Here is a 16,684-nt window from a genome sequence, read left to right as displayed (position 1 = left end):
TTATATTTTAATTTTAAATATCTGATTATCATTATTTTAAATTTCATAAATTTACAATGGCAGAATTGCATAAAGATTTTTTATTTGTACTGATTAAATCATTGACGACTTCAGAAAAAAGGCAATTTAAGCTGTATGTAAACCGTCTCGGAATTAATGTTGATGCAAAATTTCTCCTTCTCTTTTCAGAAATGGACAAGATGAAGGAATACGATGAAAATATTATCATTGATAAAAAAAATTTCGACGAAACAACAATTGTCAAACCTGAAAGCTCATCTTTACAAACAGATTCTGGTAAGCTTAAGGCTGAACCCGAGTCATCAAAACTACAGAATACAACTACGTGAGCAACTGGATTTTGCGAATATTCTCTACCAGAAAGGTCTTTATAAACAGGCTTTGAAAATTTTAGATAAAACGAAACAGTCGGCGTTAGAACTTGATGAAAAGACAATTGCTTCGGAAATTATAGATTTAGAAAAAGTAATTGAATCACAGTTTATTACAAGAAGTATTGAAGGGAGAGCGGATGAGCTGATCAGGCAATCTACGGAAATCAGCAAGCAAAATCACTATGCCACAGAATTGTCTAATCTTTCCCTGAAATTATACAGTGAAATGCTGACGCACGGCTACGTAAAAAATGATGAAGACCGCGCTGAGATCATGGAGATTTTCAATGCTCAGATTCAGAAAATTACTTTTGAAAAATTGAATTTTACTGAGAAACTATGGTACTTTAAGGCTCATGTCTGGAAAAATCAATTGCTTCAGGAATATAAATATACATTGAAGTACGCTTTTCAATGGGTCGATTTATTTCACAAAAATCCTGAGATGATTATAAGCCACCCCGTTTGGTACATCAAAGGAAATACGTATCTCCTGAAAATCCTTTTTCTGTATGGAAATATTGATATTTTAGAAAATAGTTTCATGGAGTTTAATAAAAGAGTTCATTCTTCAAGTTTTGCTCAAAATGAGAATTTGCAATCTCTTATTTTTCTGACACATTACAATACTTTAATGAATATTCACTTTGTAAAAGGTGAATTCTTTTCCGGCTCAAAACTGATTCCTGAAATTGAGCTGAAAATGGATAAACTTCGTGATAAAATTGATGAGCATCATTTTATGATTTTGTACCTAAAAATGGCCGCCATGTTTTTTGGAAGTAAAAAGTTTAAGGAATCAATAAAATATTCTGTAAAGGTTATTGATTCAAAGGGCAATGTGCAGGAAGATCTGCTGTTTCATACACGGATTTTGATCTTAATGGCCAAACATGAGTCGGGAAATGATGAAGACTATGATGAATTTATCAAAGCAACTTCAAAGTTTGTAAAAAAGATGAAAAAGCCTGATGAATTTCATTTTGAAAGCATTCAGTTTTTCAAAAATTTAAATGATGTAGCACCTGATCAACAATTGGGATCTTTCAGAAAGTTTGATAGAAAACTGGGCTTTTTTGCTGATAACGAATATTACAGAAGGTCATTATTATATATAGATATTCACGGCTGGGTAAAATCTAAATTAAGAAACGTGGATGTGATTGAGATTATTAAGGAAAAAGTGAGATACAAAAGAAAGAATTAATGTAATTATTAAATTCGTAGTAATCAATGTTTTGAATATTTTCCAAACAGTAAAAACGATTTTTATTTCATTTTAGTATTAAATCTCGCTGTAAATATGGGCGGATGTAGCATACTAATTAAAAAATTCGTATTTTTGCCTCTTAAAAATTTCTTAGTAAACAATGATAAAAATTACACTTCCGGACAATAGCGTCAAAGAATTCGAGGCAGGAGTTACTCCGCTAGACGTGGCAAAATCTATAAGCGAGGGATTGGCTAGAAATACCATTTCCGCAATTGTTAATGACAAACAAGTAGAGACGACCACGCCTATCACCACGGATTCTACGGTACAGCTATTAACATGGAGTGATGATCTTGGAAAGAAGGCTTTCTGGCATTCTTCGGCCCACCTTTTGGCGCAGGCAATCCTTGATTTTTATCCTGATGCTAAGCTGACCATCGGTCCTGCTATAGAAAACGGATTCTATTATGACGTAGATTTCGGTGCCGAAACTTTATCTGAAAAAGACTTTGAGAAGATTGAGAAAAAAGTATTGGAAAATGCTAAAAAAAGGCTCAACATTCTCACTATATCCTGTTTCTAAGGAGGAAGCATTGAAAGTTTATGCAGATAATCCTTATAAAGTAGAACTGATTTCTAATCTTAACGACGGAGAAATCACTTTCGTAACGCATGACGATTTCACAGATCTTTGTCGTGGAGGACATATTCCGAATACGAGTATTGTAAAAGCGGTAAAGATTTTAAATGCAGCCGGAGCTTACTGGAGAGGAAATGAGAAAAATCCTCAATTAACAAGAGTTTACGGTATTTCTTTCCCTAAACAGAAAGAATTGACAGAATATCTTGAAAGATTAGAAGAAGCCAAAAGAAGAGATCACAGAAAATTAGGTAAAGAGTTGGGAATTTTTGCTTTCTCTGAAAAAGTCGGAGCCGGTTTGCCGCTTTGGCTGCCAAAAGGAACTGCTTTGAGAAGAAAACTGGAGAATTTCCTTTCAGATGCTCAGAAAAAAGGAGGTTATGAATTTGTAATATCTCCTCATATTGGTTCTAAAGAATTGTATGTAACTTCCGGACACTGGGATAAATACGGGGCAGACAGCTTTCAGCCAATAAAAACGCCGAATGAGGGAGAAGAATTTATGCTGAAGCCGATGAACTGCCCGCATCACTGTGAAATCTATAAAACTTCACAATGGAGTTACAGGGATTTACCGAAAAGATACGCAGAATTCGGAACCGTTTACCGATATGAACAAAGCGGAGAGCTTCACGGGCTGACAAGAGTTCGTGGATTTACCCAGGATGATGCTCACCTTTTCTGTACTCCTGATCAGCTTTTGGGGGAATTTGAGGCGGTAATTGATCTTGTATTATACGTTTTCAAATCTTTAGGTTTTGAAGATTTCATGACGCAGGTTTCGTTAAGAGATCCTGATAATAGAGAAAAATATATCGGTTCCGATGAGAACTGGGAAAAAGCAGAAAATGCGATCATCACAGCGGCAGCAAACAAAGGTCTGAAAACTGTTGTTGAATATGGTGAAGCCGCATTCTATGGTCCGAAACTGGATTTCATGGTAAAAGATGCTTTGGGTAGAAAATGGCAGCTTGGAACCATTCAGGTTGATTATAACTTACCGGAGAGATTTGATCTTCACTATATCGGAAATGATAATGAAAAGCACAGACCGGTAATGATTCACAGAGCGCCATTTGGCTCTCTGGAACGTTTTATTGCTATTTTGCTTGAAAATACTGCGGGAGATTTTCCATTATGGCTGAGTCCGGATCAGTTTATAATTCTACCAATCAGTGAGAAATATGTTGATTATTCTAAAAAAGTTTCACAATTCTTAGAAAATCACGATATTAGCGGTCAGATTGACGACAGAAATGAAAAGACCGGTAAGAAGATCCGTGATGCGGAATTAAATAAAATTCCATTCATGCTGGTGGTAGGAGAAAATGAAGAGAAGGATGGCACAATTTCTGTACGCAGACGTGGTGAAGGCGACTTGGGAGTGATGAATTTAGAAGATTTCGTTTCTTATTTCAAGAAAGAAGCCGCGATTTAATCATTAAAAGATTAAAGGATTTAAAAATTGAAAAATTACTTCATGTAAAATAATCTTTTAATCATTTAATTTTGAATATTTAATAAATTAGAATTAACCAATAAAATTATAATACAATAGCACAAAGATTTAACAACAGGGGCCCACAAAGACGTCCTGTACAGGAGGACTTACACTTGATCAACGATAAAATTCGTGTGAGAGAGCTTCGTTTGGTGGGCGATAACGTAGAGCCGGGAGTATATCCTACAGATAAAGCAAGACAAATTGCTCAGGAGCAAGAGCTTGATCTGGTAGTAATTTCCGATAAGGCTGAACCGTTTATTGCGAGGATATTGGACTATAAAAAGTTCTTATATGAGCAAAAGAAAAAACAGAAGGAACTGAAAGCCAAGCAGGTAAAAGTGGTTGTAAAAGAGATTCGTTTCGGACCTCAGACTGATGAACACGATTACGAGTTTAAGAAGAAGCATGCTGAGAAATTCCTTGAAGAAGGTTCAAAATTAAAGACTTACGTATTTTTTAAAGGACGTTCGATTATCTTTAAGGACCAGGGAGAAATCCTACTTTTGAAACTTGCCCAGGAACTGGAGCATGTAGGAAAAGTAGATCAGCTTCCTAAACTTGAAGGAAAAAGAATGATTATGATGATGAGTCCTAAAAAACCGGCTAAATAATCTATAATTATAATCATTAATTTTAAAGTTCATGCTTTATTTAATGATTTAAAATAAACAAAAGGAGATTTTCTTTGAAAGTCTCCTTTTGTATCATTATTTTTAGTAATTTTGCAGACGCAATTATTGCGTGAGGGATAGTAATGAAAAGCCCGCAACAAGCGAAGAAAATAGCGCTGAGTGAGGACTTGCAATGAATAGCCCGGCCCGAGTGAGTGAGTGGAGCAAAGCGGAACGAATGAGCGAGGGACACGCGCGAAAAGCTAATTGCCAAAAGCTTTTAGCCGATAACCAAAGTATTGATAACAAAACAATAAAAAGCAAGACAATGCCAAAATTAAAAACGAAATCAGGTGCTAAGAAACGTTTTGCTCTTACCGGATCTGGTAAGATCAAAAGAAAAAACGCTTACAAAAGCCACATCTTAACTAAGAAAGAAACTAAGCAGAAGAGAAATCTTACTACTACTTCTTATGTTGCTAAAGTGGACGAGAAAAGTGTTCAACGTCAATTAGCAATCAAGTAGTTTTTATAAATCTAATTCGGTTTATAAGAATTAAACAATTCAGAATTTTTAACCCTGAAACGGAGCAACCAAGTACAATGAAACAGATTGTCGCCCTTTTCAAAAAAACAATTTAAATTATGCCAAGATCAGTAAATGCCGTAGCTTCAAGAGCTCGCAGAAAGAAAATTTTAAAGCAAGCTAAAGGTTTTTTCGGTAGAAGAAAGAACGTTTGGACTGTAGCTAAAAACGCGGTAGAAAAAGCAATGCAATATGCTTACCGTGGTAGAAAAGAGAAAAAGAGAAATTTCAGAGCCCTTTGGATCATGCGTATTAACGCTGGTGCAAGAGAGCAAGGAATGTCTTACTCTCAGTTTATGGGAGCTCTTAAAAAGAACAACATTGAGCTTAACAGAAAAGTTTTAGCAGATTTAGCAATGAATCACCCTGAAGCTTTCAAAGCAGTTGTAGATCAAGTAAAATAATGTAAAATTTTTGTTATCAATATAAATCCCGGCTTTGCTCGGGATTTTTTTATTTATACATTTGCTTTTATTAATTTTTGTACAAGTGAAAAAATCAGTTACCGTTTTATTTTTCTCTTTGATGTCATTGGCATTTAATGGGCAAAGTTTTATTCAGGCCTATCAGAACAGAGCCAATCAGGTCTCACAGACCAATATTACCACTCTTCTTCAGGATTTTGAAAACCTCGGCGTGAAAACTACTGGGTCAGCAGCAAATACCAATGCCTTAAACTGGCTTAAAGCAAAATATCAGTCGTACGGTTATTCTACAAGTCAGATTACTGAGGATCCTTTCACATTTGGCGGTAATGTAAGTTCTAAAAATCTAATTATAACAAAGACAGGAACGCTTTATCCTAATATTTATGTTATCATTTGCGGACATTACGATACGATTACAGGTCCCGGTGTGAGTGATAACGGCAGCGGAACTTCAATTATTCTCGAAGCCGCAAGAATTTTAAAAGATGTTCCTACAGAGTATTCCATTAAGTTTATTCATTTTTCCGGTGAAGAGCAGGGATTACAGGGAAGCGGTCATTATGCGGATAATGTCGTTTTTCAGAATAATACCCGACAGCTAAATGTGAGACTGGTTTTCAATATAGATCAGGTGGGAGGTAAAATCGGAAATAATAATAATGCTATAAAATGTGAAAGTGATCAGGCTGGTTTAACTACAAATGATGCCCAATCTCTTGCATTTACTCAGCAATTGGCTAACTGCACCACGCTCTATTCGCCATTGCAGACTGTTATGTCTAATGCTTATTCTTCAGATTACATCCCATTCGAACAAAATGGAGATATCATCACTGGATTTTACGAAAACGTAAGAAGCTATAACGAACATACGGTAAATGATACTTTTGCCAATGTAGATCCGACTTACGTATTTAATGTAGGGAAAGCAGCTGTAGGAGCATTACAGCATTTTGCTACGGCTACGACAGTATCATTGGGTACACAAGAATTAACTTTAAATTCTCTGGAATCTGTAAAAATCTACCCCAATCCTTCAAAAGATTATCTGAATATTGAATTGCCGAAAGAAATTAAAAGTTTTAAGGTTGAAATTACAGATATGAATGGACGTTTAATTTTGAATAAAGAAAATGAGGGTAAAATTAATGTTTCAGGATTAACCAACGGTGTTTATTTATGTAATGTAAAAGCAGATGGAAAAACTGCAGTACGAAAAGTCATTATCGGAAAATAATTTAATTTGATATAAGAAAATGAGGTTTCGGCGGGCAAAGCCCGCCGAAACCTTTTAATAAATGCATATATTTGATTTTTAACATTTCATCGATTACGCTGTGTCAATATTTCTTCAATATCCTGCATCTGCATTCCTTTGGCTTTAAGCAAAATTAAATAATGATATAAAAGATCTGCGGCTTCATTTTTAAATAAATCATCATTATTATCTTTCGCTTCGATTACCAGTTCCACGGCCTCCTCGCCTACTTTCTGAGCCATTTTATTAATGCCTTTTTGAAACAAAGAATACGTATAAGAATTTTCTGATTTTTCATCAATACGTTGATTAATCATTGTTTCCAGTTCGTAAAGAAAACCTTTTGCATCTTTCTCTCCAAAACAGCTGAAACTTCCTTTATGGCAGACTACATTTTGGGGAATAACTTTAATTAAAATTGTATCATTGTCACAGTCGATGTCAATACTTTTTACTGTCAGAAAATTTCCGGACTCCTCCCCTTTTGTCCAAAGTCTGTTTTTAGAGCGGCTGAAAAATGTTACAATACTTTCCTGTGAAGTTTTTTCAAATGCTTCTTCATTCATATAGCCCAGCATAAGTACCTGCAAAGTTCTGTCGTCCTGAATGATAACAGGGACTAAACCGTCGTTGTTTTTGCTAAAATTTATATTCATCGGATAGATATTTTTTTTGATTTTAATTCTCTTTTAAGACTCTCAATTTCAATTTCTCCAAAATGGAAAACGCTTGCGGCTAAAGCCCCGGAAGCTTTTGTTTCCATAAAAACCTGCTCAAAATCTTCTACTTTTCCGGCTCCTCCTGAAGCGATAACCGGAATATTGATAAGATCTGCAACCTTTCTGGTGATCCTGAGATCAAAACCATTTTTGGTACCGTCTCCGTCCATGGAAGTCAGTAATATTTCTCCGGCGCCCAATGATTCGGCCTGTTGAACCCAATCAAGCGTTTTTAGTTGGGTTATTTCTCTTCCGCCCTTGATATGCACCCAATCTGAACTATTTACAAATCTTGTATCTACAGCTACAACAATGCATTGGCTGCCAAATTCTTTAGCTAGAACAGAAATTAAAGCCGGATTTTTGACGGCCGATGAATTGATGCTGATCTTATCAGCACCAGCTTCTAAAAGAATTCTTACATCCTCCGGCGAGGAAATTCCGCCTCCAACCGTAAAAGGAATGCTGAGTTCTGCAGCAATGGTATGAACGAGCGACGCAAAAGTTTTTCTTTCTTCCAAAGTAGCAGTGATATCAAGAAATACCAGTTCATCGGCGCCGTCATATTCATATTTTTTAGCCAGTTCTACAGGATCTCCGGCATTTCGGAGACCCTCAAAATTAATTCCTTTCACTGTGGTTCCGTCTTTGATATCCAGACAAGGGATAATTCTTTTTTTTAACATTAATAAACTTTTATGATTTACTTTTATACTTCCATAAACTTCTGCAGTTCATTTAAATTGATTCTCCCTTCATATATCGCTTTTCCGACAATAGTTCCCGAACAGCCAATTTCTTTCATTTTATAAAGATCTTCCATGCAGGAAATCCCACCGCTCGCCGTCAGCTGAATGGATGTATTATTTAAAATTTCCTGATATAAATTGGAAGATGGCCCTTCCAGCATGCCGTCTTTTGAAATATCGGTACAGATTACATTTTGTACTCCTTTTTCCTGGTATTGAAGGATAAAATCAATCACATCAAGATTACTGTTCTCCAGCCAGCCGGAAGTTTTTATCTTGCGGTTTTCACAATCGGCTCCCAGAGTGATTTTTTCCGAACCGAACTGTTTGACGAGATCAAAACAAAACTCCCGATCCTGAACGGCAATACTGCCGATTGTAATCTGGCTGGCTCCGGAATCAAAAGCGATTTCAATATCCTGTTTTGTTTTCAGCCCCCCACCGAAATCAATCTTCAGATCAGTTTCACGGGCGATCGTTTCAAGGACTTTTTGATTGACGATATGCTTTGATTTTGCTCCGTCCAGATCTACGAGATGAAGATTTTTGATTCCGTGATCTTCAAATGCTTTAGCAACTTCAACCGGATTTTCATTATATATTTTAAGTGTACTGTAATCTCCTTTCGAGAGCCGTACACATTTTCCGTCGATAATATCTATGGCGGGAATAATTTTCATTAGCTTAATTTTAAAAAATTCATTAAAATTTCATTTCCTGCAGCTCCTGACTTTTCAGGGTGAAACTGTACTGCAAAGAAATTATCTTTCTGTAAAGAAGCACTGAAAGGCAGAATATAATTACAAACCGAAGTTGTGTAATCTGATAATTCACAATAATAGCTGTGAACGAAATAAACATCATCCCACTGTCTCAAGCCTGAAAAAAGAAGGGATTTTTCATTATGAAATGTATTCCATCCCATGTGAGGAACAAGATCGTAAGAAGGGAATTTTTTAACTTCAATATCAAAAATCCCCATTCCGGAAGTATTGCCTTCCTCATTTCTACCGCACATCAATTGCATTCCCAGGCAAATGCCTAAAACAGGTTGTTTCAGATTGGGAATCAACTCATCAAGTCCTTTTTCCTTCAGAAGTTTCATTGTAGATGATGCTTCGCCTACGCCGGGGAAGATAACTTTGTCGGCATTCTGTATGGTTTCAAAATCATCTGTGACTACGGAATCTGCATTCAAGCGGTTAAGTGCATTTTGGACGGAATTCAAGTTTCCTCCATTGTATTTAATAATTGCAATCATATTATAAACTTCCTTTGGTAGACGGAATGTTAAAATTGGTATCAGTCTGCTGCACCGCCATTTTCACTGCTTTTGCAAAAGCTTTGAATACTGCTTCAATTTTGTGATGCTCATTATTTCCTTCTGCTTTGATATTCAGGTTGCATTTGGCGGAATCAGTTAAAGATTTAAAAAAATGAAAAAACATTTCAGCAGGAACATCTCCTATTTTTTCTCTTTTAAATGCCACATCCCACATCAGCCAGGGACGACCTCCGAAATCTACAGCCACCTGCGCCAGGCAATCATCCATAGGAAGTAAAAAACCGTATCGTTCAATTCCTTTTTTATTTCCGAGGGCTTTACTAATAGCTTCTCCTAAGACGATTCCGGTGTCTTCAATGGTGTGATGTTCATCTACTTGCAGATCACCTTTAACTTTTATCACTACATCAAGGTTTCCGTGTTTTGAAATCTGTTCCAGCATATGATCAAAGAAATGCAAACCGGTTGAAATCTTAGATTTTCCTTTGCCGTCGAGATTAATTTCGATCTCTATTTCGGTCTCATTAGTTTTACGAAATACTTTTGCTTTTCTCGGAATTTGCTTTAAATGCTGATAAATATCTTCCCATTTTGTGGTCGTTAATTCGGCTTCACTATTTTCCGAATCATTGATGAAAATAGCTTTAGCTCCAAGATTCTTTGCCAATTGGATATCTGTGATACGGTCTCCGATAACAAAAGAATTTTTAAGGTCATAATTGCCGTAAATGTATTGATTCAGCATTCCTGTTCCGGGTTTCCTGGTGGGAAGATTCTCATATTCAAAACTTTTGTCGATTAGAATATCCTGAAATATAATACCTTCATTTTGAAATGCTTTCAGCATCTTTTCATGCGGAGGCGTAAAGTCTTCTACCGGAAAACTATCTGTTCCCAAACCGTCCTGATTGGTTACCATGACCAATTCATAATCCAGTTCTCTGACAATTTTTGACAGATTTTGAAAAATATCCGGATAAAATTCAAGTTTTTCCAATGTATCGATCTGAAAATCTTCCGGTTCTATAATCAACGTCCCGTCACGGTCTATAAATAATACTTTTTTCATGAGTTAATATTTTTTAAAACATTAATAAGTTTCTGATTTTCATCACGACTGCCGACATTGATTCTTATACATTCCGGAATTTGCGGAGTTCTTTTGCTTGTGAAAATATTTTCGTCCAATAAAGCCTGATATACAGCCTCTGCATTCTCAAATCTGATGAGAAAAAAATTGGCATCGGTGGAAAATATTTTAATAACACATGGAACAGATTTAAGCTCATTTTTTAAGCTTTCTCTTTCAGTAAGAATATTTTTAAGATTTCCATTAAAAATTTCAGGATTGTCAAGCGCATTAAGAATCAGTTCCTGGCTGATACTATTGACATTATACGGTGCTTTTACGGTATTGATTAATCTAATAATCTCTTCAGAAGCATAAGCAATTCCCAACCTTGCGCCGGCCATTCCCCAAGCTTTTGAAAAGGTCTGAAGTACGATAAGACTGGGATATTTTTCCAGAAGCGAAAGAGCAGAATCTTTTTCAGAAAATTCAATATAAGCTTCATCTACTACGACAATTCCGTCATAATTCCGGATAAAAAAATCCAGATCATCTACACTGTTTCCTGTAGGATTATTAGGCGAACAGATGAAGAATACTTTTGAGGAGTTGCTTTTTATTTCATCTAAAAAATATTCTTTATTGATTTCAAAATCATCATTAAGATTCAGTTTTATCACTTTGTTTTCATTGATAGTGGCATAAAATCCATACATCGCAAATGAAGGATTCATCACCAGAATGGAATCTTTTTTTAGGCTCACAAAAAATCCTGATGATCAGATCGATCAGTTCGTCACTTCCGTTTCCGACAGCAATACAGTCTGGGGAAATGTTTTTGTATTCTGCCAGTTTAATTTTAAGTTTTTTCTGAGTAGAATCCGGATAGCGGTTATACGTTCCAAAGGGGCTTTCATTGGCGTCCAGCAATACCGGATTTTCAGGATTTTGCTGATCTCTGTAGCTTGTATAAGGCTGTAGCTGCAAAATATTTTTTCTTACTAAATTATTGATGGTAAATGTTGTCATTATTATGATTTTAAACGGATGGATACAGCATTTTTGTGTGCCAGCAGACCTTCTGCTTCGGCCATAATTTCAATGGTTTTTCCAAGATTTTTAAGTCCATTTTCCGTTATGTGCTGAAAGGTGATTTTTTTAACAAAACTGTCAAGTGAAACTCCACTGTAATTTTTGGCAAATCCGTTAGTTGGTAACGTGTGATTGGTTCCGCTGGCATAATCTCCGGCACTTTCACAGGAATAATTTCCGAGAAAAACCGAACCGGCATTCTGAATTCTTGGGATATAATTTTCGAAATATTTTACTGCTAGAATTAAATGTTCAGGAGCATACAGATTGCTGAATTCAAGAGCTTCTTCTATGGTGCTTAATAAAATGAAATAACTGTTTTTTAAAGATTCAGCTGCAAATTCATTCCTTGGTAGTACTTTCAGTTGTTTTTCAGTTTCTTTAATAGTTTTATTTAAAATTTCCTCATCCGTAGTGATAAAGACTACCTGACTGTCACTACCATGTTCAGCCTGTGAAAGAAGGTCTGCCGCACAGAATTCCGGTATCGCATTTTTATCGGCAATAACGAGGACTTCACTGGGTCCGGCAGGCATATCCATAGCCACTCCGAAACGTTGGGCATACTCTTTTGCCGCTGTAACATATTGGTTTCCCGGACCAAATATTTTATAAACGGAAGGAATACTTTCGGTACCGAATGTCATTGCCGCAATGGCCTGTGCACCACCAACTTTAAAAATACTGCTGACTCCGCAAAGTTTGGCTGCATATAAAATTGCAGGATTGATATTTCCGTTTTGATCCGGTGGTGTACAGAGAATGACTTCCCCGCATCCGGCAAGCTGCGCAGGAATGGCCAGCATCAGAACGGTTGAAAATAAAGGAGCACTTCCTCCCGGAATATAGATTCCTACTTTTTCAATCGCACGGTTTTCTCTCCAACAAGTTACGCCTTCTACAGTCTCGATTTTTTCGATTTCGCTTTTCTGAGCGGCATGAAAACGTGTAATATTTTCTTTAGCTTTTATAATAGCGGATTTCAATTCTCCACTTATTTCGTTCTCTGCGTTTTTGATTTCAATTTCTGAAACAGCAACTGTTTCCAACTCTGCCTGATCAAATTTCTTGCTGAATTCAAGCAATGCCTTGTCACCTTGAGACTGTACTACTTCAAATATTTTCTGTACAACATCGGAGAGTTCTTCTCTCTGAATTACGGGACGTTGGGTCAATGTTTTCCATGCTGTTTTTTTCGGGATATCTGTATGTTTTCATTATATGACCATTTTATCGATTGGAATAATTAAAATATCTTGTGCCCCTTTTTCTTTTAGTTGATCGATCACTTCCCAGAATCTGTCTTCGTCGATCACTGAATGAATGCTGCTCCACCCTTTTTCTGCTAACGGAATAACGGTCGGGCTTTTTAAAACAGGAAGGACTGCGGAAATTTCTGAAATTTTATCATCAGGGACATTCATCAGGATGTATTTTGAGTTTTTGGCTTTAAGAACAGCTTTGATCCTGAAAAGGAATTTTTCAAGAATAGCTTCCTTTTCAGGATTTAATAAAGAACTTTTTGCTAACACGGCTTCAGACCGCAAAAGTGTAACGGTTTCTCTTAGTCCGTTTTTGAATAAAGTACTTCCTGAACTCACAATATCACAAATCCCATCTGCCAGTCCGATATTGGGAGCGATTTCCACTGATCCGGAAATTACATGGATTTCAGCGTTAATTCTCTGTTCGGAAAGGAATCTTGTAAGGGTATTAGGATAGGAAGTTGCAATTTTTTTTCCCTGAAAATAGCTTAGTTCATCAGTTTCCACCTCTTTCGGAACGGCTAAGGAAACACGGCATTTTGAAAAGCCCAGTTTCTGAACTATATCGCTGTTTTTCTGCTTTTCCACAAGGAGATTTTCGCCTACGATGGCCACATCTACTACGCCGTCTTCAAGATATTGCGGAATATCAGAATTGCGCAGATACATGATTTCCATCGGGAAATTGTTTACCGAAACTTTCAGCTGGTCTTTTCCGTTATTGGTATCTATGGCGCAATCTCTGAGAAGCTGGAGAGAATCTTCGTACAACCTGCCGCTTTTCTGAATGGCAATTTTTAATATACTCATTTTGATGGTTTTGGGCCTGAGCAAATAAAAACTGGTTGAATTGAAGAAAATTCCCGGGATATTCAGAAACAAAAAAACCGTCTATTTACTCAGACGGTTTTTAATTATTTTGATTTTTAACATAAATTATCGATCAATCAATTCCGTCTTAGCAGAGATGATGATGATAATGATGTACTGTTAAAAAATTCGGTTTCATTGTTGAAATTTGTAATGCAAAGGTAAGAGATTATTTTCGAGACGTGCAAATTTTTTTACATTATTTTTTGATAAAGGCTCATCAGTTGTTCCGCAATAGGCTTATCATTAAATTTCTGAACGAACTCAAAACCCTTTTCAGCACGGCGTTTTCTCTCCGATTCGGTTTGCCATAAAAACTTAATTTTTGCCTGAATATCCAGATGATTTTTAGGATCAATATAGACAGAATCCGGACCACCGGCTTCGGGAAGACAGCTTGTATTGCTTGTGATGACTACAGTTTTAGAAAAAAGCGCTTCAATCACAGGAATTCCAAAACCCTCAAAAAAAGCTTGGATACACAAAAATATCTGCAAGTTTATACAACACTGCAAGCTCATCCATAGAAACGCCTTCAAGGAAAAAGATTTGCTTTTCCATTTTATTTTTTCGGATGAAAGTTTCTACCGTTTTAAAGTATTTTGTTTTTCTTCCGACTATTACTAAAGGTATTTCCGTGTCTTTTACAGCTTTAACGATATTCAGAAGATTTTTGCGCTCTTCAATGGTTCCGACATTCAGGATGAATCTTTCAGGTAAGATAAATTTCTCTTTTACCGACTCAATATATTCATCTGGTTGATTTTCCTTAAATACCTTGTGACACCCTTGGTAAATCACTTCAATTTTGCTTTCATGAACATTCAGAAATTGAATAATATCTCTTTTAGTCTGTTCAGAAATTGCTATAATTTTATCTGCCGAAGCAGCGGCTTTTTTAAATTTCCATAAATGAATTTTACGGTCAAAAAATGAATAATACTCCGGATAACGGATAAAGATGAGATCGTGAATGGTCACTATTTTCCGAATCGGTTTTTTGTTCCATTTTAGCGGAAGTTCACCCGACAGTCCGTGAAAAATATCAGCATTTTGGTTTTGAGCATCTGTTCCCATTTTGAATTGTCTCGACATATTGCCTCTGGACGTTTCCACAAAACGGACACTTTTATGATTCAAAATGTTTTCTCCTCTTTCGGATTTGTTTTTATTGAGCAGAATGTATTCATTTTCAGGATAATAATCTGCCAATATTCTTATCAGATCACGGGAATAATTTCCCAGTCCTGATGTATTATGGAAGAATCTTTTCGCATCGTAAGCTATTTTCATGAGCCGATTTGTTTTTGAAATTCCTGAAAAGTTCCGAAGGTGTAATTCTTTTGTTTAAGCCACGAAATAAAATCATCAAAACGCTTAATCATATCTTTTCCTGAATTTTTAACAGTAAAACCCGGTAATTTATATGCTTCATCTTTGATTTCTGCAAACTCCCACGGATGAAAATAAACATTAAGATAATTGTCTTTTTTTAAGGTATCTAAAGCTATTTTTTTATAGAATGATAAAGGAAAATTATGAAAGCTCAACCAGAACAGCGGGATCCTGAAATTCGGGGAAACTGAAGCCGGAATCTGTGTTACATTTCCTTCTTTAAAATAAGTTCTGGAGACTTTCAGGTTGTTATATCTTCCCGGAAGAAACGTTGGATTGATCGATGAGTTGTAAGAATAACCAGCTTCTTCCACGGCATTTTTGCTTACCGGCATCATGCGTGGCATTCTTAAACCTGTCACTTTCGTGGAAAATAATTTTTCCAGCCTTTCTTTTGACTCCTTCAAATGTTTTTCTTCAAATTCTGAATGATACCAGGTGTGAGAAGCCAGTTCATGATCTTCTTCCAGTAATCTTTCAATAAGTGATTTGCTGTTTTCCGCAAAAACTACAGTTGAAAAAAAAGTAGCTTTTACCTGATGTTTTTTAAGGAGATCCAATATTCTTTCAAGCCCGGTTTGGGAAACGGAAATCTGTTTTTCGAAGGGAATTTCACCTTTATATTCCAATGGCATATCAAATTCTTCGATATCAAAACTCAATAAAACCATGTTAAAAATTTTTGTTTTTAATGATGTAATTCGGCCGGTCTTTCACCTGTTTGAATATTTTACCTAAATAAATTCCGATAATTCCAAGAATAATCAATTGCAATCCGCCAAAGAAAACAATGGTCATAATCAGCGATGCCCAGCCGGAAATCTCCGTTTTGGTGATAAATGAATAAATCACATATATTCCGTAGCCTACCGCAGAAATCCCTGAAAATAAAAATCCCAGATATGCTGCGATATACAGCGGTTTTACACTGAAAGCAGTGATTCCTGTAAAAGCAAAAGTAATCATCTTTTTCAGGTTATAACTGCTCTGTCCGGAAACACGTTCATTAGCTGTAAATTCAATTCCGGTCTGCTTAAAGCCCATCCAGCTGGTAAGTCCGCGTAAAAAGAGATCGTCTTCATTGAAATTTCGCATGACTTCCACTGCACTGGCATCCATTAGCCTGAAATCTGATCCTCCGCCTTTGGTAAGGTCAACATCCGACATTTTCGATAGGATTTTGTAGAAGAAATCTGAGGTTTTCCTTTTAAACATTGAAATTTCTTTAGGATATTTTCTTACCGTAAAAACAATATCGTATCCTTCTTCCCATTTTCTGATCATTTGCGGAATAAGTTCCGGCGGATGCTGAAGATCACCATCCATAGAGATTACCGCATTTCCGTGGGCATAATCCATTCCTGCTTTTACGGCAGGCTGATGCCCGAAATTCCTGGAAAACTCAATGAATTTTACTTTTTCATACTGATGCGAAAGCTCTTCCAGTTTTTGTTGAGTTCTGTCTCTGCTTCCGTCATTTACAAAGATTATTTCAAAATCATAATCGCTTAATCCGGAAAAAACAGCGTCGATTTTTTCATAAACCAAAGCAACATTTCCTTCTTCGTTATGGGCAGGAATGACAATGGAAATTTTCTTCATAAT

Annotated in this window: 15 protein-coding genes and 3 pseudogenes; 6 read left to right on the top strand and 12 right to left on the bottom strand. The window is 36.2% G+C overall.

The features are described 5' to 3' along the window. The first annotated feature begins 56 nt into the window (after positions 1-56). From AAHI02_RS02965 to AAHI02_RS02940, 6 genes and pseudogenes are all read left to right on the top strand, one after another. Positions 57-1,602 (top strand): annotated as a pseudogene (locus tag AAHI02_RS02965) (hypothetical protein). 163 nt (positions 1,603-1,765) lie between these two features. Then, positions 1,766-3,686: pseudogene (gene thrS, locus AAHI02_RS02960) on the top strand (threonine--tRNA ligase). A gap of 176 nt (positions 3,687-3,862) precedes the next feature. Beyond that, positions 3,863-4,363 carry a translation initiation factor IF-3 gene (gene infC / locus AAHI02_RS02955; protein WP_175608770.1) on the top strand — a complete coding sequence of 167 codons (501 nt, stop codon included), beginning with the start codon at positions 3,863-3,865 and terminating at the stop codon, positions 4,361-4,363. Positions 4,364-4,691: 328 nt separating this feature from the next. Next, complete coding sequence (rpmI, locus tag AAHI02_RS02950) at positions 4,692-4,889, top strand: 50S ribosomal protein L35 (RefSeq protein WP_002979658.1); 198 nt, start codon at positions 4,692-4,694, stop codon at positions 4,887-4,889. Positions 4,890-5,008: 119 nt separating this feature from the next. Beyond that, entirely contained in the window at positions 5,009-5,353 is a 345-nt protein-coding gene (rplT, locus tag AAHI02_RS02945; RefSeq protein WP_346985375.1) for a 50S ribosomal protein L20, read from the top strand. A gap of 85 nt (positions 5,354-5,438) precedes the next feature. Continuing rightward, entirely contained in the window at positions 5,439-6,614 is a 1,176-nt protein-coding gene (locus AAHI02_RS02940; RefSeq protein WP_346985374.1) for a M28 family peptidase, read from the top strand. An 86-nt stretch (positions 6,615-6,700) separates the two neighbouring features. Here the strand turns inward: AAHI02_RS02940 and hisIE are convergent, their stop codons facing one another. The 12 genes and pseudogenes from hisIE to AAHI02_RS02880 form a co-directional block, all read right to left on the bottom strand. Then, positions 6,701-7,291: a bifunctional phosphoribosyl-AMP cyclohydrolase/phosphoribosyl-ATP diphosphatase HisIE gene (gene hisIE / locus AAHI02_RS02935; RefSeq protein WP_346985373.1), complete on the bottom strand. Its 591-nt coding sequence runs from the start codon at positions 7,289-7,291 to the stop codon at positions 6,701-6,703. Further along, entirely contained in the window at positions 7,288-8,040 is a 753-nt protein-coding gene (gene hisF / locus AAHI02_RS02930; protein WP_346985372.1) for an imidazole glycerol phosphate synthase subunit HisF, read from the bottom strand. Before hisF ends, hisIE begins: the two co-directional genes overlap by 4 nt. A 23-nt stretch (positions 8,041-8,063) precedes the next feature. Continuing rightward, entirely contained in the window at positions 8,064-8,783 is a 720-nt protein-coding gene (gene hisA / locus AAHI02_RS02925) for a 1-(5-phosphoribosyl)-5-[(5-phosphoribosylamino)methylideneamino]imidazole-4-carboxamide isomerase (RefSeq protein WP_346985371.1), read from the bottom strand. Further along, complete coding sequence (hisH, locus tag AAHI02_RS02920) at positions 8,783-9,364, bottom strand: imidazole glycerol phosphate synthase subunit HisH (protein ID WP_346985370.1); 582 nt, start codon at positions 9,362-9,364, stop codon at positions 8,783-8,785. Before hisH ends, hisA begins: the two co-directional genes overlap by 1 nt. Before the next feature lies 1 nt (position 9,365). Further along, on the bottom strand, positions 9,366-10,457 hold the full coding sequence (gene hisB, locus AAHI02_RS02915; RefSeq protein ID WP_346985369.1) for a bifunctional histidinol-phosphatase/imidazoleglycerol-phosphate dehydratase HisB: 1,092 nt from the start codon (positions 10,455-10,457) through the stop codon (positions 9,366-9,368). Next, positions 10,454-11,191, bottom strand: a complete 738-nt coding sequence (locus AAHI02_RS02910; protein ID WP_346986660.1) for an aminotransferase class I/II-fold pyridoxal phosphate-dependent enzyme — start codon at positions 11,189-11,191, stop codon at positions 10,454-10,456. Before AAHI02_RS02910 ends, hisB begins: the two co-directional genes overlap by 4 nt. Further along, positions 11,145-11,486 carry an aminotransferase class I/II-fold pyridoxal phosphate-dependent enzyme gene (locus tag AAHI02_RS02905; RefSeq protein ID WP_346985368.1) on the bottom strand — a complete coding sequence of 114 codons (342 nt, stop codon included), beginning with the start codon at positions 11,484-11,486 and terminating at the stop codon, positions 11,145-11,147. The genes AAHI02_RS02910 and AAHI02_RS02905 overlap by 47 nt, the downstream gene beginning before the upstream one ends. A gap of 2 nt (positions 11,487-11,488) precedes the next feature. Continuing rightward, positions 11,489-12,724, bottom strand: a complete 1,236-nt coding sequence (gene hisD / locus AAHI02_RS02900; protein ID WP_346985367.1) for a histidinol dehydrogenase — start codon at positions 12,722-12,724, stop codon at positions 11,489-11,491. A 42-nt stretch (positions 12,725-12,766) separates the two neighbouring features. After that, entirely contained in the window at positions 12,767-13,624 is an 858-nt protein-coding gene (hisG, locus tag AAHI02_RS02895; RefSeq protein WP_346985366.1) for an ATP phosphoribosyltransferase, read from the bottom strand. Positions 13,625-13,878: 254 nt separating this feature from the next. Further along, a pseudogene (locus AAHI02_RS02890) lies at positions 13,879-14,977 on the bottom strand (glycosyltransferase family 1 protein). Further along, positions 14,974-15,750: a polysaccharide deacetylase family protein gene (locus tag AAHI02_RS02885; protein WP_346985365.1), complete on the bottom strand. Its 777-nt coding sequence runs from the start codon at positions 15,748-15,750 to the stop codon at positions 14,974-14,976. Before AAHI02_RS02885 ends, AAHI02_RS02890 begins: the two are co-directional and overlap by 4 nt. A 1-nt stretch (position 15,751) precedes the next feature. Then, entirely contained in the window at positions 15,752-16,681 is a 930-nt protein-coding gene (locus tag AAHI02_RS02880) for a glycosyltransferase family 2 protein (protein ID WP_346985364.1), read from the bottom strand. Between the last annotated feature and the right edge of the window lie 3 nt (positions 16,682-16,684).

This window comes from Chryseobacterium sp. POE27 (assembly GCF_039727685.1).
Taxonomy (GTDB): Bacteria; Bacteroidota; Bacteroidia; order Flavobacteriales; family Weeksellaceae; genus Chryseobacterium.
Note: the sequence above shows the minus strand (reverse complement) of the source record. Positions and strands in the feature narration are given on the sequence as shown.